This window comes from Haloarcula pelagica, assembly GCF_030127105.1.
Lineage (GTDB): Archaea > Halobacteriota > Halobacteria > Halobacteriales > Haloarculaceae > Haloarcula > Haloarcula pelagica.
The window spans coordinates 2,442,909-2,459,330 of the sequence record NZ_CP126161.1; the positions used below are offsets into that span (position 1 = coordinate 2,442,909).

The 16,422-nt window shown below is 68.7% G+C and carries 18 protein-coding genes and 1 pseudogene; 8 read left to right on the forward strand and 11 right to left on the reverse strand.

The window, feature by feature from the left end; genetic code table 11:
- Together P1L40_RS12865 and P1L40_RS12870 are read left to right on the forward strand one after the other, a co-directional pair.
- Positions 1–327, forward strand: a complete 327-nt coding sequence (locus P1L40_RS12865) for a transcription factor S (protein ID WP_284007535.1) — start codon at positions 1–3, stop codon at positions 325–327.
- Between the two features lie 9 nt (positions 328–336).
- Positions 337–944, forward strand: a pseudogene (locus tag P1L40_RS12870) (DUF6517 family protein).
- 388 nt (positions 945–1,332) lie between these two features.
- Here P1L40_RS12870 and P1L40_RS12875 read toward each other — a convergent pair.
- The 4 genes from P1L40_RS12875 to P1L40_RS12890 are packed head-to-tail and all read right to left on the reverse strand — an operon-like array spanning position 1,333 to position 3,231.
- Positions 1,333–1,539 (reverse strand): hypothetical protein, encoded by a 207-nt coding sequence (locus tag P1L40_RS12875; protein WP_284007537.1) that lies wholly within the window; start codon positions 1,537–1,539, stop codon positions 1,333–1,335.
- Positions 1,540–1,590: 51 nt separating this feature from the next.
- Positions 1,591–2,313 (reverse strand): methyltransferase domain-containing protein, encoded by a 723-nt coding sequence (locus tag P1L40_RS12880; RefSeq protein ID WP_284007538.1) that lies wholly within the window; start codon positions 2,311–2,313, stop codon positions 1,591–1,593.
- Position 2,314: 1 nt separating this feature from the next.
- Positions 2,315–2,704 (reverse strand): nascent polypeptide-associated complex protein, encoded by a 390-nt coding sequence (locus P1L40_RS12885; RefSeq protein WP_284007540.1) that lies wholly within the window; start codon positions 2,702–2,704, stop codon positions 2,315–2,317.
- 59 nt (positions 2,705–2,763) lie between these two features.
- Entirely contained in the window at positions 2,764–3,231 is a 468-nt protein-coding gene (locus P1L40_RS12890; protein WP_284007542.1) for a PUA domain-containing protein, read from the reverse strand.
- Positions 3,232–3,379: 148 nt separating this feature from the next.
- Here P1L40_RS12890 and P1L40_RS12895 point away from each other — a divergent pair, with 148 nt between their 5' ends.
- Positions 3,380–3,562 carry a DUF8178 family membrane protein gene (locus P1L40_RS12895; RefSeq protein WP_284007543.1) on the forward strand — a complete coding sequence of 61 codons (183 nt, stop codon included), beginning with the start codon at positions 3,380–3,382 and terminating at the stop codon, positions 3,560–3,562.
- Here P1L40_RS12895 and P1L40_RS12900 read toward each other — a convergent pair.
- Positions 3,559–4,056: a LabA-like NYN domain-containing protein gene (locus P1L40_RS12900; protein WP_284007544.1), complete on the reverse strand. Its 498-nt coding sequence runs from the start codon at positions 4,054–4,056 to the stop codon at positions 3,559–3,561. The genes P1L40_RS12895 and P1L40_RS12900 overlap by 4 nt on opposite strands.
- A gap of 266 nt (positions 4,057–4,322) precedes the next feature.
- On the opposite strand from P1L40_RS12900, the gene dapA reads away from it, so the two are divergent.
- Genes dapA through P1L40_RS12915 form a run of 3 tightly spaced genes read left to right on the forward strand, consistent with a single transcriptional unit; the run spans position 4,323 to position 6,893 of the window.
- Positions 4,323–5,249, forward strand: a complete 927-nt coding sequence (gene dapA / locus P1L40_RS12905) for a 4-hydroxy-tetrahydrodipicolinate synthase (RefSeq protein ID WP_284007545.1) — start codon at positions 4,323–4,325, stop codon at positions 5,247–5,249.
- Positions 5,246–5,998, forward strand: coding sequence for a 4-hydroxy-tetrahydrodipicolinate reductase (gene dapB, locus P1L40_RS12910; RefSeq protein ID WP_284007546.1), 753 nt, complete (start codon positions 5,246–5,248; stop codon positions 5,996–5,998). The genes dapA and dapB overlap by 4 nt, the downstream gene beginning before the upstream one ends.
- A 55-nt stretch (positions 5,999–6,053) precedes the next feature.
- Positions 6,054–6,893, forward strand: a complete 840-nt coding sequence (locus tag P1L40_RS12915; RefSeq protein WP_284007548.1) for a 2,3,4,5-tetrahydropyridine-2,6-dicarboxylate N-succinyltransferase — start codon at positions 6,054–6,056, stop codon at positions 6,891–6,893.
- 170 nt (positions 6,894–7,063) lie between these two features.
- On the opposite strand, the gene P1L40_RS12920 is transcribed toward P1L40_RS12915, so the two are convergent.
- Complete coding sequence (locus P1L40_RS12920) at positions 7,064–8,434, reverse strand: protein kinase family protein (RefSeq protein ID WP_284007550.1); 1,371 nt, start codon at positions 8,432–8,434, stop codon at positions 7,064–7,066.
- A 166-nt stretch (positions 8,435–8,600) separates the two neighbouring features.
- On the opposite strand from P1L40_RS12920, the gene lysA reads away from it, so the two are divergent.
- Both lysA and P1L40_RS12930 read left to right on the forward strand, forming a co-directional pair.
- Positions 8,601–9,833 (forward strand): diaminopimelate decarboxylase, encoded by a 1,233-nt coding sequence (lysA, locus tag P1L40_RS12925; RefSeq protein ID WP_284007552.1) that lies wholly within the window; start codon positions 8,601–8,603, stop codon positions 9,831–9,833.
- Positions 9,830–11,020, forward strand: coding sequence for a M20 family metallopeptidase (locus tag P1L40_RS12930; protein ID WP_284007554.1), 1,191 nt, complete (start codon positions 9,830–9,832; stop codon positions 11,018–11,020). The genes lysA and P1L40_RS12930 overlap by 4 nt, the downstream gene beginning before the upstream one ends.
- Here the strand turns inward: P1L40_RS12930 and P1L40_RS12935 are convergent.
- The 5 genes from P1L40_RS12935 to P1L40_RS12955 all read right to left on the reverse strand — a co-directional run bounded on the left by P1L40_RS12935 (position 11,012) and on the right by P1L40_RS12955 (position 16,417).
- A complete protein-coding gene (locus P1L40_RS12935) occupies positions 11,012–11,632 on the reverse strand; it encodes a phosphoribosyltransferase (protein WP_284007555.1) in 621 nt (206 codons plus the stop codon). The two genes, P1L40_RS12930 and P1L40_RS12935, sit on opposite strands and share 9 nt — an antisense overlap.
- Before the next feature lie 38 nt (positions 11,633–11,670).
- Positions 11,671–12,981 carry an MFS transporter gene (locus P1L40_RS12940; RefSeq protein WP_284007556.1) on the reverse strand — a complete coding sequence of 437 codons (1,311 nt, stop codon included), beginning with the start codon at positions 12,979–12,981 and terminating at the stop codon, positions 11,671–11,673.
- Between the two features lie 109 nt (positions 12,982–13,090).
- Positions 13,091–14,473, reverse strand: coding sequence for an adenylosuccinate lyase (purB, locus tag P1L40_RS12945; protein ID WP_284007558.1), 1,383 nt, complete (start codon positions 14,471–14,473; stop codon positions 13,091–13,093).
- Between the two features lie 37 nt (positions 14,474–14,510).
- Positions 14,511–15,506, reverse strand: coding sequence for a PrsW family intramembrane metalloprotease (locus P1L40_RS12950; protein ID WP_284007560.1), 996 nt, complete (start codon positions 15,504–15,506; stop codon positions 14,511–14,513).
- Between the two features lie 59 nt (positions 15,507–15,565).
- A complete protein-coding gene (locus P1L40_RS12955) occupies positions 15,566–16,417 on the reverse strand; it encodes an eIF2B alpha/beta/delta subunit family protein (RefSeq protein ID WP_284007562.1) in 852 nt (283 codons plus the stop codon).
- Positions 16,418–16,422 lie beyond the last annotated feature (5 nt).

The following is a 16,422-nucleotide window of genomic DNA, read 5'->3' on the forward strand; positions in this document are numbered from 1 at the left end:
ATGAAATTCTGCGACGACTGCGGCTCGATGATGAAGACCGAGGGTGACAGCTGGGTCTGTGGGAGCTGTGGCTACGAGACGCTGCGCGACGAGGCTGCCGAACAGGAGATGGCGGTGACGACACAGGGCCAGGAGGAGTCCGAGATCGTCGACACCTCCGAGGTCGACGCCGAGGACATGGGCCCGACGACGGGCGCGCGCTGTCCGGAGTGTGGCAACGAGCGCGCGTACTACGAGATGAAACAGATCCGGGCCGCCGACGAGTCGGAGACGCGCTTTTTCACCTGTACCGAGTGCGAGCACAAGTGGCGCGAGGACGACCACTGAGGCGGTAGTGTGTCCGACGCCGCCTTCCCGACCGTTTCGGACGACGACCTGGCCGACGGCGGCTGGGAGCTGATCGACGAGAGCGTCGAGACGGTGTTCAAGCTCCCGACGGCGCGCGTCGACGGGGCGACGAAGCTGTACGACGATGTCCGAACGCGGGCGGCCGCCGAGACGGCGACCGGGATCGACCGCCAGTGGCGCTTTTTCTTCGCGACGCGGCTGACCTTCCAGCCGCCGCTGTCGCCCGGTATCGGCCCGGCGATGATCCTCCCGACGGTCCGCTCGGAGGCCCAGTCGGCCTTCGCGGACGAACTGCGCGAGCGGGGTTCGCCGCCGTCGACCGCGACCGGACCGAACGCGTCCGCGTCGACAGCGGCGACCGCGCTCGCATCCGGCGGTACACGGCGTCGCTGGAGCTCACAGACGCCGATTCGACGCTCTCGATCGAGGGGTGGGTCGCGGTCTGGCACGGCGACGGGTTCCGGATCGCGGCGGGCGCGTACCCCGACCGGCCGGTCGCGGACGTGCTCGACATCGACTCGCCCGCCGACGTGCTCACGCGACCGAGCCGTGACTACCGGGAGGAACTGCTCGGGCTCATCCGCGCCGTCGAGTGATCGCCGCCAGCAACGGCCCTTCCGGAACGAGTTCGACCGGCCCGAGTCCGAGCCGGCGCGCGAGCGGGCTCGGATCGGCGTCGGCACCCAGGCGGGCCACCGGGACGCCACGGACGCGCAGCTCGCGGTCAGTCCGACCGAGGCCAGCGCGGCGGCGCCGTCCATCGTCCGGTCGCCGTAGCGGCGCCAGAGCGCGACGACGGGACCGAACGAGGCCACGTCGGCCGCGACGACATCGTCGTAGCCGGTGATGGCGACGGCGGTCCCGTCGACGGCGACGGTGAGGTCGGCCTCGACTGCGAGCGACGGACGGCGTTCGATGACATCCAGTAGTTCCGCGACCGTCTCGATCGGTTCCTCCGGCGATCGCTGGGTCGTCGTCACTGGCTCAGTCCTGTTCGCGGGTCCTGACCGTCACTGTGCCGTCGATGCGCCAGTGGGCGTACTCGGGGTCGTCGCCGGTTCGACTCGGCACGTCGACCTCCATCTCCTCGAAATCGTAGGTGATCTCGGCGTTTCGCCCGGTCAGCCGGTCGTAGAGTCCGATCGCCAGTTCCGGCCATGTGGTCGTCTCGGTGGTGTCTGAGTCGCTCATCTACCTGTCCGTAGGGGCCAGAAGGGTTTGAAACCCCGCCCCGACTCCCGATCAGGGCCGGCGCGCGAAGGTGAGATAGCCGGTGTGACCGACCCCGCCCGTCGACGGGCGCGACCCGCGGTCGTCGAAGTCCATCTCCCGCTGGATCGTGTCCAGCGTCTCGATCCCGTCGAGACCCACCTCGCGTGCGGCCGCGACCGCCTCGCGGGTGTTCTCGACGAACGGCGAGTACACCGCAAGCGACCCGCCTCTGGACAACAGCGTCGGCGCTCGCTCGACGACCGTCGGCGCGTCCTCGGTATCGAGCGTCAGCGCGTCGAACCCCGCCAGATCGGCGAGGTCGTCGGTCACGTCGCCGGTTCTGACCGCGACGGTGTCGGCGACGCCGGCGACGGCCATGTTCTCGCGGGCGACCGCAGCGAAGTCGGGGTCGCGCTCGTAGGTCACCACTTCGGCACCGGCCCGCCCCATGTAGGCGGCCAGGATACCGGTCCCGGTCCCGGCGTCGAGGACGCGGTCACCAGCCGAGATTCCGGTCTTCCCCAGGACGAGCCCAACGTCGCGGGGCATCATCGGCGCGCCGGTCCGTTCGAGGTGGGTAAAGAGGTCCGGCCCGCGCAGCGCCCGCACGGTGAAGCCGGTGCCCAGATGGGTCTCGACGACATCGCCGGGGGTCACGTCCTCGGGGACCTCCAGGATGCCAAGATCGGACTCGAAGCGCTCGCCGGGTTCCAGCAGGTACTCGCGGTCCTCGTGGACGAAGAGGTAGGCCACGTTACTCCAGCTGGTCGACCGCGTCGGCGAGGTCGCCGTCGTTGGCTTCTAGCGCCTCGCGGGCGGTCTCCTCGTCGACGCCGGCCCGCATCGCCACGAGTTCCACGTCGTCGGCGTCGATAGCGCTGTCGTCGTCGCCGTCGTCCGCGTCGGTGTCGTCCTCGTTTGGCTCGCCCGCGCCCAGTTCCCGGGACTCGGGTTCGCCGACGACCTGGTAGGTCTTCTGGCCCTGGGCCTCCATCAGCTGGACCTCCGCGTCCGTGAAGACGAGCTCTTCGTCGGGTGTGCGGATGATTACCTCTTCGGCATCGATATCGTCCATGTCGATGCCCATCTGTTCCATCATCTGTTTCATCTTGCGCGGGTTCATCCCGCCGCCTCCGCCGAACATACCCGGAGGTGCGCGTTCCGTCCGGAAAAACATAGCGACCCGACCGCCGTCCGGAGCGCTCAGTCCTCGATGCCCTGGCGGACCTTCACGGCCATCCCGGTCTCGAAGTCGGCCATGCCTGCGCCGGGCAGTTCCGCCCGTCCGACGGCCAGCAGGTCGCCCTCTTCGTGCAGTACGAGCACCTCGTCGCCGGGGCGCAGTTCGGGGTCGGCCCGCTGGACGAACTTCGCGAAGACGTTGCGTCCCTCACGGACGAACGGTTCGCTCTCGTCGCCGACGACGACGCGGTGACGGGGGGCCGCGAACCCGTCCGCGAGCCGTGTGCCGCCGGCCGGTCCGAGCCTGAATCGGCCGTCGCTCCCGTAGGTCACCACTCGGCCGTCCCCGTCGTGGACTTGCCGGGGTCGACCGGACGACGTGTGGGTCACCGTCAGGTCGTCGGGCGGGGAAAACAGCGCCGCTCCGGCGCCCCGACCGAACTGATAGTCGGCCGAGCGGCGGAGCCCGCGGAGCTCTCGGTCGGTCATGGTCGCTCTGGACGGGCCGCGGACAACGGTGTTTCGGTCCACGAGCGTGTGTAGTGTTGACGGCCTTCTCGGAATCTATCATGATTTATCGTACGCCCCTCTGGCGGTTTTGGGGAAATTTATACCGGATGAATCCATAGCTGATCCCATGGCAACAGATACGCGAAAGGTCGGACTGGGTGCGCTGCTGCTGTTCGTCAGCAGTGTCCTGATTCTCGGTACGGGTCAGCTATCGCTCGGCGTTCCGGTGTACGCGGCAGCGGTCGCCGCGCTGGGACTCGCCGCCGGATCGTTGCTGGTCGGCACCTCCGAAGACGGCCGCGCCGTCTAGAGCAGGAACCGTTCGGTGTCCTCGCTCAGGTCGACGAACATATCGACAGCCTCCTTGAGGTCTTCAGAGGACGACTCTTCGAAGCCCATCGCCTCGACGCGACAGCCCTCGTGACGGAGATACCGACAGAGCCGTGCGAAGTCGCCGTCGCCCGTACAGAGGACCACCGCGTCGTTGTGTTTCGCGAGCGTGACGGCGTCGAGGCTCATCCCCACGTCCCAGTCGGCCTTCTTCGAGCCGTCCTGGAAGGTCTTGATGTCCTTGATCCGCGTCTCGAAGCCGATGTCGTCGAGCGCCTCGAAGAACGTCTCCTCCTCGGGGGAGTCGGCGCGGATGACGTAGGCGATCGCGCGGGTCAGTTCCCGGCCGTCGACGGCACCGTCGAGCAGCGACGAGTAGTCGATGTTCCGCGAGTAGATGCTCTGAGCCGTGTGATAGAGGTTCTGCGCGTCCGCGAGGACGGTCACGCGCTGTCCAGAATGAGAGACTGGCATACCGGTGGTTGTCCGGCCCGTGGAAATAGCCTTTCGGGGTTCGAGGAGCGAACACAACAGCTAAGTCCCTCACGAACTGTCATCCGTCCATGCGACGGCCCCTGACCGGCCAGTGTGCGATCGCCCCGCGCCAGCGGGCCGTCTCTCCGCCGAAACGCAAACGGCTCTTCTAGTGGCTCGTGGCGGGCGTGGCGTCCCCGTCCCGGGCCGGTTCCGTGCATCGGCAACCGGACGACATATCCCGACGCGAGACGACACACCCAGCAATGACAGCCATCGACTTCCGCGGCGTGTACCCCGCGATGTGCACGCCGTTCCACGACGACGAGGAACGCAGTATCGACTTCGAAACACTCCAGACCGACGCCCAGCGCCTCGAAGCGGCGGGCGTCGACGGTCTCGTGCCGGTCGGTTCGACCGGCGAGTCGGCCACCATGACCCACGACGAACACATCGACGTGGTCGAGGCCGTCATCGACGCCGTCGACGACGTGCCGGTCATCGCCGGCACCGGCAGCAACAACACCCGCGAGGCGCTCTCGCTGTCCCGCCGCGCGGCACGGGCCGGCGCCGACGCGCTCTTGCTCATCTCGCCGTACTACAACAAGCCCGAACAGCAGGGTCTGGTCGACCACTTCACCGCTATCGCGGACGAGGTCGACTGCCCACAGATCGTCTACAACGTCCCCTCCCGGACCGGCCGCAACATCGAACCGGACACCGCGGTCGAACTGGCGAGCCACGAGAACATCGCGGCGTTCAAGGCCGCCAGCGGCGACATGAACCAGATCTCGGAGATCATCGAACGCACGCGCGACGAGGAGTTCGCGGTGCTCTCGGGCGACGACGGGATGACCCTGCCGATGCTCTCGGTGGGTGCCCACGGCTGTATCTCCGTGGCCGCCAACGTCGAACCCGAGCGGACCTGTGCGATGGTCGGGGCGGCGCTGGCAGAGGACTACGAGCGTGCACGCGCGCTCCACCACGAACTCGGCCCGCTGTTCCGGGCGCTGTTCGCCGAGACCAACCCCATCCCGGTCAAGGAGGCCATGCGAATCCGTGGATACGGGCCCGCACACCTCCGCTCGCCGCTGACGCGCCTCTCGGAGGAACACCTCGACGAACTCCGTGACGTGCTGGCGGTGCTGGACGACGAGGACCTCGAAGACGAGTACGCGGAGGTCGAGCGATGACACGCGTCGCCGTCAACGGCGCGACCGGCCGGATGGGGAAGACGGTCATCGAGACGGCCGCCGACCGCGACCTGGAGGTCGTCGTCGGCTTCGATGTCGCGAGCGGCGAGGTCGACGGCGTCCCGGTCGTCGACAGCGACGACATCGCGGGGACACTCACCGAGTACGATGTCGACGTGGTCGTCGACTTCTCGATCCCAGAGTCGACCCTGCCGCTCGCGGCGGCCTGTGCCGAGACCGGCACGGCGCTGGTCGTCGGGACGACCGGGTTCGACGAGGACGGGGTGGCCCGACTGGACGACGCCAGCGAGGAGGCGCCGCTGTTGAAGGCCACGAACTTCTCGCAGGGCATCCAGGTCCTCAACCGCCTCGTCAGCGAGGCCGTCGCCACGCTGGACGACTACGATCTGGAACTCATGGAGAGCCATCACAACGGGAAGGTCGACGCGCCCTCCGGCACCGCGAACACGCTCTTAGAGACCATCCAAGAGAAGCGCGATGTCGAACCCGTCTACGGCCGCGAAGGCCACGCCCCCCGCGAGGACGACGAGATCGGCGTCTTCGCCCGGCGGGCCGGCGACATCCGCGGCGAGCACGAGCTGATCCTGGCGGGCAACGACGAGGTCCTCTCCCTCTCGCATCGCGCCGAGGACCGCGGGGTCTTCGCCGCCGGCGCGCTCGACGCCGCCGCCTGGCTCGACGGCCGCGACCCGGGCTGGTACGACTTCGGCGCCGTCGTCGACGCCTGAGCACCGGCGACATTCGGGAGTGCTTAAACCACCGGGGACGGTACCGAGGGATACGATGCTCGGACAAGACCTCGAACGGAACATCGGGGACCTGTGGACGGCCTACGAACAGGGCGCGACGGTGGAAGATGTCGAACCCCCGCAGCTGGACACGCTCGACGACTTCCTGACCGCGCTGGAGAACGGCGACGTGCGCGCCGCCGAGAAGGTTGACGGCGAGTGGCAGGTCAACGAGTGGGTCAAGCGCGGCATCCTGCTGAACTTCGCGTTCCGGAAGACCTACAGCCGGACCTACGGCGATGTCGACTACCACGATGTCCTGCCGCTGCGGGACACCGGCGACCTGGGGGAGCGCGGGACACGCAACACGCCGGACGGGACGACCATCCGCCGGGGGGCGTACCTGGGCGAGGACTGTATCATGATGTCGCCGTCGTTCGTCAACATCGGCGCCCACGTCGGTGACGGGACGCTGATCGACTCCTGTGACACCGTCGGCTCCTGTGCCCAGATCGGCGAGAACGTCAAGCTCGGCGCGAACACGCTCATCGGCGGCGTCCTCGAACCCGTCGAGAGCGCGCCGGTCATCGTCGAGGACGACGTGGCGCTCGGCGCCGGCTGTCGCGTCACCAGCGGGTTCGTCGTCGGCGAGGGCTCGGTCGTCGGCGAGAACACGCTGTTGACGCCCCGGATTCCGGTCTACGACCTCGTCGAGGACGAGGTGCTCTACGGCGAACTGCCGCCCGAGCGGCGCGCGTTCCAGCGCTTCGTCGACTCCTCGGTCGGCGAGCACGACCTGTTCGACGGCGGCGCCTACAAGCCCGCCGTGGTGGCGACCGATGTCGAAGAGGAGACGCTGGAAGCGACCGAACGGGAAGACGCGCTTCGGGACTAGCGGGATTCCGAACGGAGCGAGGAATCCCGAAAGCGAGCGGCGACGATTGGAGCCGCGAGCAGCGAGGCGCTGAGCGCAGCGAAGCGCCTCGACACCGACGCGGCGAGCGGAGCGAACCGTGGAGGAGAGTGAGATCCTCGCGTTGCTCGGGCTCCCGAAGAGCGACCCGCTCAGACCGACCCCGTCAGATCCCGGTAGAACGCGATCGGCGAACCGTAGCGGTCGTCGGGGGCGGGAGCCAGCGCCCGGCGCAGCACCGGCTCGACCGCCTGAGAGATCTCGTCGACGGGCTGGGGCGTCCGGAGCTGGCCGGTCCGCATCGTCGCCCGGGACCCCGTGGCGGTCTCCTCGACCGGTGTCGTCCCACAGAGGAGCCAGTAGGCGATCGCGCCGAGCTGGTAGACGACGGTCGTCGGCGTGAGCCGTCCGTCGAGCTGTTCGGGTGCGGTGAAGGGGCTGCCGTGGTCGACGCCCAGCGCCTCCCGGACGGCCCACTCGATCCCCCAGTTCGAGACCGTCGCCCGCCAGCCGCTGTCCCCGCCCTTGAGGTGGACGTTCGCCGGGTAGAGTCCACAGACCGGTAGCGACGAGTCCGCGACGGTCGTGGCGGCGTCGACGATGTCGCCGAGGATGTCCAGGCGGACTTCGACAGGGAGGTCGGTCCCGATCTCGCCCAGCGTGTGTTTTCCGACGCGGTAGGCGACCCACGGCGTCGGGGCGGTCCCCGACTCGTGGACCGTCGCCACGTGGGCGCTGTCGTCGACCGTCTCCCAGCGCGAGAGCCGTTCGGAGAAGGCCGGTTGTACGCCCCCGTCGGTGCCGTGCTTGCTCGACACTGCCAGGATCTCCGCGTAGGTGCCCCCGTCCCACGGCGTCGCGTACCGGTGGACGACCCCGTCGGTGTCGATGAACTCGACTTTGGTCACGTCGGGGATCGACGCGCCCAGTTGGCCGGGGCTCGCGGGGCCGACGTAGTCGACCTCGGTGGCGTCGCTGGTGGTCGCTGCGTCGGTCTCCTCGGGGTCGTCGTCCCGTTCCGGCGGCGGGACGGACTCGATGGCTTCCTTGCTGAACCGCACCCCGGAGCGGGTCACGTCGTGGCGCAGGAACCGGTGGTCCCGTTCCTCGTAGCTCTCGCCGCGCCGGTCGTAGGCGTGGAGGTGTTTGAAGTCGTAGGCCCGCTGGAGTTGCTTGCCGCGCTTGCCCGCGGCCTCGCGGGAGTCGTGGACTGCCATCGCACAGGTCCCGGCCTCGGGGACGACCGTCCAGGCACCGACGAGGTCGTCGTAGCCGACCACCAGACACTCGAACAGGGGGTTCCAGTACACCTCGCTGACGCTCCGGGGGCCGTCCCAGCGGACGGCACACGGGTGCGTGTCGGCGTCCATCCGTGATTTCGCGCTGCGGACGGCGTCGATCTGTTCGTCGTGTGTCGAGTACGTCTCGCCGTCGCGGGCGCCTCTACGATACTCCTCGACGAGCCACACCCGTCCCTGCTTGACGATCTCCAGTGGTGGTCGCTGTGGCACGTCCGGTGGCATGGCGAGTGGCGGCCGCGATTCCCCCGTCGCGGCCGGGTGTCTTGGCAGAGTAACGTTTCCCCTCTGATAAGTATGTGTCGGCGACGGTGGCGGGATCGCCGGGCGGCCGGACCACGGTCGCGACAGAGCGGAACCCTTGTTACTCGCCGCCACCGTGTCTCGTGCAATGAGTCACGCCTCGCCGCCGGTCCGTCGCCTCGCCGACTGGGACCACGACCGGCTGTCCCGACTCGCCGCCGAGCACGGGACACCACTGTACGTCCTCGACCTCGACCGCGTCGCAGCGAACTACGAGCGGTTCGCGTCGGCGTTTCCCGACGCCCACGTGATGTACGCCGCGAAGGCCCACACCGGCCACGCGGTGCTGTCGAAACTGCTGGAGACGGGCGCGGACATCGAGTGTGCCGCCTGGGGTGAACTCCAGCGAGCCATCGACGCCGGTGCCGACCCCGATACGCTCCAGTACACCGCCGTCAACCCGCCAGACCGTGACCTCGACTACGCGGTCGATCTGGCCGAGGACCACCCGGGACTGACGATCACCGGCGGCGCGCGCGACACCTTCGACCGCCTCGAAGCGCGCGGCTACGACGGCCGTGTCGCCATCCGGATCAATCCCGGTATCGGCACCGGCCACCACGAGAAGGTCGCGACGGGCAAGGACGCGAAGTTCGGGATCCCCTACGACGAGGTGCCCGGCCTCGCCGACGAGATCGGCGAGCGGTTCGATCTGGTCGGCATCCACGCTCACGCCGGCAGCGGCGTCCTCCACGACGACCTGGACGACCACTGCCGGGCCATCGCCAAGGTCGCCGAGATGGGGCGAACCGTCGAGCAGTCCCACGACCTGGCGTTCGTCGACTTCGGCGGGGGCTTTGGCGTCCCCTACCGCGAGGACGAGGACCCGCTGGACATGCAGGTCGTCGGCGAGCGGGTCAGCGAGGCGGTCGGCGACCTCGACGCCCAGGTCAAACTCGAACCCGGCCGGTACGTCGTCGCCGACGCCGAGTGCATCCTCACCGAGGTCAACACGGTCAAGGAGACGCCGGCGGCGACCGTCGTCGGCGTCGACGCCTCGCTGGCGACGCTGATCCGCCCGGCGATGTTCGGCTCGTACCACCCGATCCGGAACGTCTCCGCGCCCGACCGCGGCGCCGAACCGGTGTCGGTCGGCGGCCCCTGCTGTACGAGCGCGGACGTGTTCTGTACGGATCGGCCGGTCGCCCGGCCCGAGCGCGAAGACCTGCTCGCCATCGGGAACGCCGGCGCGTACGGCTACGAACTGGCGAACCAGTTCCACTCCCAGCCCCGACCTGCCGAAGTCGCAATCGAAGACGACGACGCCCGGGTCGTCCGGGAACGGGAGACGCTGGCGGACGTGACCCGGGTCGAGCGATGACTCCCGAATTTGACCTCGATACGTTTCACCGTCGGGCAGTCGAGACGCCCTCCCACGAGAACGTCGACGCGATGCGGGAGGTGCTCGTCGAGACCCTGAGCGAGGCCGGTGTCGACCCGGCCGTCGACGAGATCGGCAACGTCGTGGCGACCCGCGGCGACGGCGACGGGACCCACGTCGCGTTCAACACCCACATCGACACCGTCCCGCCACACCTGCCCTACGAGCGCCGCGCGGAGCCACCCGGAGCGGACGAAACCGTCGACGGGAGCGGCGACGAGGGGGACGGGGCGCCCCACGCCTCGGAACAGTCGAGCGGGGGCAAGCGGGAACGGCGAGACGCCGGCGACGTGGTCTGTGGCCGCGGCGCCTGTGACGCGAAGGGACCGCTCGCGGCGCTGCTGGAGGCGTTTCTCACCGTCACCCCGGGTGACGGCCGGGTGACGCTCGCGGTCTCGATCGACGAGGAGACGACACAGACCGGGGGCGCACACCTGGCCGAGACGGTCGACGCCGACGGGTACATCGTCGGCGAACCGACCGGGCTGGATGTCTGTACCGCCGCCCGCGGCCAGTTCGAGGGCACCGTCACGATCCACGGCGAGAGCGCCCACGCCGCGGACCCCGGCAGCGGGATGAACGCCGTCCGGGCGGCCGCCCCACTCTTGCAGGCGATGGAGAGCTACGACGAACAGCGCGGCCCCGACGACCACGATGTCCTGGGACGGCCGATACTGACGGCCTCGATGATCGAGGGCGGCGAGGCGACCAACCAGGTGCCAGCCGAGTGTACGATCACCTTCGATCGCCGGAGCGTCCCGCCCGAGACCAGCGACCAGTTCTGTTCGGCGCTCGCCGAACATCTCGGCCAGTGGCTCCCCGACGGGATGGCCCTCTCGGTGGAACTCATCCGGCCCGACACGCCGTTTCCGGAGGCCTTCGCCACCGACGCCGACGAGCCGTTGGTCCGCACGCTCGCCGAGGCGAGCGGCGGGTCGGTCCGCCCGTTCGGCGCCGCGACGGAGGCTTCGTACTTCGCTCAGCGGGCACCGACCGTCGTCTTCGGCCCGGGCGAGTTGAGCGACGACGCCGGCGCGGTCGCCCACTCGAACCGGGAGTACGTCCGGCTCTCGGAGGTCCGGACGGCCGCCCGGGCGGTCCGTGAGACCGTCGAGCGGCTACTGTAGATACGCCATCGCGTCCTCGTCGCTGACCTGCCCGAAGTCCCTGTAGTACTGTCCGACCGCTCGAAAGCCCGGCGGCTGTTCCAGCGCGACGACCGCGTCGGCGACCGACTCCAGGGCCGCAACGGTGTCCGGTGAACCGACCGGGACGGCGACGACGACGCTGCCGGCGCCGCCGTCGACGACACGCCGGAGACAGGCCCGCATCGTCGCGCCGGTCGCCAGGCCGTCGTCGACGATCACGACCCGGGTCCCCGTGAGGTCCAGCGGCGGCCTGTCCGCGCGGTAGCGGTCGAACTTCTCCTTCGCGGCGACCCGCTCGCGCTCGCGCTCGGCGGCGACGTACTCCTCGGTCAGATCGAGCGCGCCGATCAGTGACTCGTTGCGCCAGAGCGTCCCGTCGTCGGCGACTGCGGCGACCGCGAGTTCGGGGTTCCCGGGCGCGCCGATCTTCTTCGCCACCACCACGTCCAGTGGGACGCCCAGCGCGTCGGCGACCGGGCGACCGACCGGGAGTCCGCCCCGCGGGATCGCCAGCACCAGATCGGCGCCGAGCTCCTGCCGACGGAGTTCGTCGGCGAGCCGTTCGCCGGCTGACGTACGGTTAGTGAACATACGTCTAGATAGTTCGCTGACACGCTTAGCCGTTCGGGTCAGTCCTGTGGGTTCGGGTCCAGCCCGCCGTCGGCATCGGTGAGCGTCTCAGAGACCTGCGTGTAGGTCAACACCAGCGCCACCACGGCCAGTCCTGCGCCGACGGTAAACGGCGTCGAGAAGCCGCCGAGGTTGAACAGGACGCCGGAGGCCAGCGGCCCGACGGCCACCCCCAGTCCGAACGCCATCGTCAGCACCGACAGGGTGGTCCCGGAGCCGCGCTCGCCCGCGAGATCGCCGGCGAGCGCCAGCGACGGCGCGAACACGAGCGCGACGGCGATCCCCTGGACGAACCGCGCGGCCAGCATCAGCCACGGGTCCGTGACGACCCCCTGTGCGAACACCGACGGGACGAGGACGACGAAGCCGGCGACCACGAACGGCCGGCGGCCGATCCGGTCGCTCGCCCGGCCGATCGGCACCTGGAGGAGGACGTTCGCGATGACGACGGCCGCGAACTGGACGCTGAACATGAACGTCGACTCGTCCAGGCGCATCCGGATCGGGCCTTCCAGCGTGGCAAACAGCGCGATGGTCGTCGCCATCAGGAAGGTCCCGACGCCGAGGACGAACACCGAGTCGAGGCCCTGCCCGTCGGGGTCTCTGACCGCGATTGAGAGGTTCTTGCTCGCGGCGTCGGCGGCGACAGGGGGATCGGTGATGAGCAGTGCGACCAGCGCGAGGCTGACCAGGGCGCCGCCGACGGCGATCGCGAACGCGGCGTTGAACCCCGACAGCGCGGTCCCGAGCAGGTCGTACGTGACGACCCCCTCGGCGGCCAGCCCGCCCGTGATGACGATGCCGGCGACGATCGGCCCGAAGCCGAAGCCGATCAGCCGGAAGGTGTTGAACACGCCGAAGTTCCCGCCCCGCTCGCTGTCGCTCTCGGCGTAGTCGTTGACCAGCGCGATCGTCGCCGGGATCGTGAAGGCCGCGCCGACCCCCTGGAACGCCCGTGCACCCAGAACGGCCCAGTAACTCGACAGGAACGGGTAGGCCGCGCTCCCGATCGCAAAGAGGACGAGTCCGATCAACACGAACGCCCGTCGCCGACCGGTCCGATCGGAGAGTCGGCCCGTGAACGGCTGGCCGAAGCTGTTCAACAGGCCAAACAGGGAGAGTACGAGCCCGATGAGCGTCTCCTCCCGGAGGACGAACCCGAACAGTTCGGTGCCGACGATCCCGGTCAGAGTCACCTGCCCGCTGGCGATGTACAGCGGGAGGACGATGATGAGAAACGAGTTGCCCAGGGCGTCGGCCATCCGCGCGAACGCCAGAGTGAGGACCCGAGAGTCGGTGCCGAGGACCATCTACTGTGGCGGTAGGACTGGCCCGTGGTGAGGGTTCCGGTCGCCACGGCTATTCGGAGACGGCCCGAATTGCCCGGCGAAAGCGCGGTCACTCGACCGCCGACGCGGCTCAGATGTCTTCGGCCAACTGCTCGGCGATCCCGGTGTAGCCCGTCGGCGTCAGTGCCGACAGTTCGGCGCGGACGGACTCGTCGACATCGAGGTCGTCGATCATCGCCTGGAAGTCCGCCATCGTGACCTGCTGGCCGCGGGTGGCTTTCTTGACCTGCTCGTAGGCGTCTTCGAACCCTTCGCGGCGGAGGATCGTCTGGACCGCCTCGCCGATGATCTCCGGGGTCGCCTCCAGGTCCTCCCGCATCACCTGCTCGTTGGGGACGACCTTCGCCAGCCCGTTCTGGCACTTGCTGTAGCCGATGAGACAGTGGGCGAACGCCGCACCGACGTTGCGCTTGACCGTCGAGTCCGAGAGGTCACGCTGGAGGCGGGACTTGGTGACGTAATCACCGAGGAAGGTGAGATCCGAGTTTGCCTTCGAGAGGTTCCCCTCGCTGTTCTCGAAGTCGATGGGGTTGACCTTGTGGGGCATCGTCGAGGAGCCAGTCTCGCCTTCGACCGCCTCCTGACCGAGGTAGCGGTCCGAGACGTACAGCCACATGTCCAGGTCCATGTCGAGCAGGACGTTGTTCGCCCCGCGGAGCGCGTCGAAGACGGTCTGGAGGTCGTCACAGGGGTTGACCTGCGTGGTCAGCGGTTCGTGGTCCAGCCCGAGGTCCGCGACGAACGCCTTCGAGAACGCGGGCCAGTCCACGTCGGGGTAGGCGGCGTGGTGGGCGGCGTAGGTCCCCGAGGCGCCCGCGAGTTTCCCCGAGAGGGCGGCGGCGGCACGCTCGACCCGGCCGATGGCTTTCCCGAGTCGGGAGGCGTAGACGGCCATCTCCTTGCCGAAGGTCGTCGGCGTCGCGGGCTGGCCGTGTGTGCGGGCGAGCATCGGCACGTCGCCGTAGCCGTGGGCCATCTCGACGAGCGCGTCCCTGATCTCGCGCAGTTCCGGGACCAGCACGTCGGTCACTGCGGGCTTGACGAGCAGGCGGTGAGCGAGGTTGTTGACATCCTCGCTGGTCAGCCCGAAGTGGATCCAGTGGTCGGCGTCGAGCCCGTCGGGCATCCCCAGACGGACGAAGTACTCGACGGCTTTCACGTCGTGGTTCGTGGCGCTGTACTCGCCGTAGCCTTCCGTTTCGAGCTGTTTGACGACGCTCGCGTCTTCGTCGTCGAACTCCTCGTACAGCGCCCGCAGTGTCGCGCGCTGGTCCTCGCTGATCGACAGCGGCGTCGCGTCGAGAGCCGCGAGCGCGAGTAGGTACTCGACTTCGACCTGGACGCGGGCGCGCATCAGCGCCCGCTCGCTGGCGTACGGGACGAGCGGTTCGGTGTAGCGGGCGTAGCGGCCGTCGAGCGGCGAGACGGCGGCGAGTGGCCCTCTCTCGGTCATGCGAGAGGGGACGCGAGAGGCGCGAAAAAGCGTGTCGTTACGACTCGCTTGCCGCCTCGGCCGCTCCGGTCTGGCTCTCGGCCTGGCCGCCGTCGAGTTGGTTGTAGTGGTGCTTGTACCGGGAGAGTTTCCGGTAGAGCGCGTAGCCGACGAGGGCGTCGAAGACGACGACGAAGCCGACGAAGGTAAAGAGGTTCCAGAACCCCAACTGTGGGAGGTAGGTGACGGCGGTGTTGTAGACGGCGTGGATGATCGCGGCGATGAGGATGCCTTTCACGACGATCGGCCCCTTGCTCTCGGGGTTGAACTTCGCCAGGCCGAGGTAGTAGCCGGCAAACGAGGAGTACAGGACGTGGCCCGGCCCGACGAACGCGCGGCTCGTGGCCGTCTGGACCGCCGCCAGCACCGGCTCCATCGACTGGCCGGAACTGGCCTGGAGGTATCCCTGGGAGATGTACAGCAGGTTCTCGATGGTGGCGAACCCGAGGCCGGCGACAGCGCCGTACACCACGCCGTCGACGACGGCGTCGATGGTGTCGAAGGCGCCGACCCTGATTCCGAGCCACTTGACAGTTTCCTCGACGGGGCCGACGACGAGGAAGAAAAAGAGCGCCATCCCGACGACGGGAACGAACCCGAACAGCGGCTGCAACAGCGTGTTGAACAGCGCGGCGATGCTGGCGAAGATGATCGCCAGAACGAACGTGATCGCGAGCGGCTCGATCGGCTCGCGTATCGTCGGGTCGTCGTACCAGAGATAGCCGACGATCGCGAGCGCCGGCAGCGCCGACAGCGCCGCGAGCACGCCGACGGAGGGCTGGCGAACGACGAGCAGCACCGTCGCGGCCAACTGGGCGACGAACAGGAGGACGCCGACGGCGATGAGCAGCCACCGTCGGGAGGCGTGCAAGAACCCGTACAACGACACCGAGACTCGGTCGAGCGCCGACCGGGCGTCCCACGACGCGATGTCGTAGAGATCTGTCGAGCCGGACAACCCCGCCTTGACCGGATCGGTCTGGTCGTCTGTCACACCAGGGTAGTGACGAGCCTCCTACCTCAGGGTTCCGGCGAGCACGGTCGCTGTGGCGATCAGAACTCCAGCATCGTGTCCTCGGTGACGACGACATCCAGCAGTCGCGTCGGGACCTCGTCGTAGCCGGGGTTCTCGACCGCGAATCCCTCTGGCGGTTCGAGCATCACTTCCGAGGGCGAGCGGTACGTGTTCTGGAACGTGAACCCACCGCCGATGAACTTCGCGGAGGAGGCGACGACGGCGACGGGGACGCCCTGATCGGCGGCCGTGGCGACGATGGGGTAGGTTCCGATCCGGTTGTACATCCGGTCCTCGATGAGACAGTTCATGCCGACGAGGACGCGGTCGCACTTCCGCACGGCGTAGCCGGCGGCCCCGTCGACCACGAGCGTCACGTCGACGCCGTCGCGGTCGCGCAACTGCCGTGCCGTCCGCCGACCGAGATAGCGGGGCCGCGACTCGGTGACGTACAACTCGAACTGTTTCCCGTCGTCGAGGGCCTGTTCGAGCGTCGCCATCACCGTCGAGGAGTTCTCGTGTGTCAAGAGTACGTCGCCGTCCTCGATCAGCGTGGCCGCCCGCTCGGCCGCGGCGGCCTTACTGGACTCGACTTCTGTGACGACCTCATCGACGGCGGCTTCCAGCACCGCTTTGGCCGCCGCGACCGTGTCGGGGTCGGCCTCGGCCACCGCGTCGACGATCCGCTGTTGGGTCGTATACAGCGGCGCGTGCGAGCGGTTCGCCCGCTGGAGGGCGCCGCTGTTCCGTTCGAGGGTGCGCTGGAACTCCTCGACGCTGTGGGCCTCCCGGTCGACGAGGTCAAGCAGTGCCTTCGCGGCCTTTACGGCCACGATCGAGGCGCTCTGTGTGTCCATCTCCTCGATCTCTCGAACCGTCTCGTCGATCATGTCTG

What these genes read in the sequence shown, in the direction of transcription:
- P1L40_RS12920 (WP_284007550.1), bottom strand. Translation starts at nt 8,434, where the DNA reads ATGCCACCGGACGTGCCACAGCGACCACCACTGGAGATCGTCAAGCAG.
- P1L40_RS12935 (WP_284007555.1), bottom strand. Translation starts at nt 11,632, where the DNA reads ATGTTCACTAACCGTACGTCAGCCGGCGAACGGCTCGCCGACGAACTC.
- dapB (WP_284007546.1), top strand. Translation starts at nt 5,246, where the DNA reads ATGACACGCGTCGCCGTCAACGGCGCGACCGGCCGGATGGGGAAGACG.
- lysA (WP_284007552.1), top strand. Translation starts at nt 8,601, where the DNA reads ATGAGTCACGCCTCGCCGCCGGTCCGTCGCCTCGCCGACTGGGACCAC.
- P1L40_RS12940 (WP_284007556.1), bottom strand. Translation starts at nt 12,981, where the DNA reads ATGGTCCTCGGCACCGACTCTCGGGTCCTCACTCTGGCGTTCGCGCGG.
- P1L40_RS12900 (WP_284007544.1), bottom strand. Translation starts at nt 4,056, where the DNA reads ATGCCAGTCTCTCATTCTGGACAGCGCGTGACCGTCCTCGCGGACGCG.
- dapA (WP_284007545.1), top strand. Translation starts at nt 4,323, where the DNA reads ATGACAGCCATCGACTTCCGCGGCGTGTACCCCGCGATGTGCACGCCG.
- P1L40_RS12955 (WP_284007562.1), bottom strand. Translation starts at nt 16,417, where the DNA reads ATGATCGACGAGACGGTTCGAGAGATCGAGGAGATGGACACACAGAGC.
- P1L40_RS12875 (WP_284007537.1), bottom strand. Translation starts at nt 1,539, where the DNA reads ATGAGCGACTCAGACACCACCGAGACGACCACATGGCCGGAACTGGCG.
- purB (WP_284007558.1), bottom strand. Translation starts at nt 14,473, where the DNA reads ATGACCGAGAGAGGGCCACTCGCCGCCGTCTCGCCGCTCGACGGCCGC.
- P1L40_RS12915 (WP_284007548.1), top strand. Translation starts at nt 6,054, where the DNA reads ATGCTCGGACAAGACCTCGAACGGAACATCGGGGACCTGTGGACGGCC.
- P1L40_RS12930 (WP_284007554.1), top strand. Translation starts at nt 9,830, where the DNA reads ATGACTCCCGAATTTGACCTCGATACGTTTCACCGTCGGGCAGTCGAG.
- P1L40_RS12865 (WP_284007535.1), top strand. Translation starts at nt 1, where the DNA reads ATGAAATTCTGCGACGACTGCGGCTCGATGATGAAGACCGAGGGTGAC.
- P1L40_RS12895 (WP_284007543.1), top strand. Translation starts at nt 3,380, where the DNA reads ATGGCAACAGATACGCGAAAGGTCGGACTGGGTGCGCTGCTGCTGTTC.
- P1L40_RS12885 (WP_284007540.1), bottom strand. Translation starts at nt 2,704, where the DNA reads ATGTTCGGCGGAGGCGGCGGGATGAACCCGCGCAAGATGAAACAGATG.
- P1L40_RS12890 (WP_284007542.1), bottom strand. Translation starts at nt 3,231, where the DNA reads ATGACCGACCGAGAGCTCCGCGGGCTCCGCCGCTCGGCCGACTATCAG.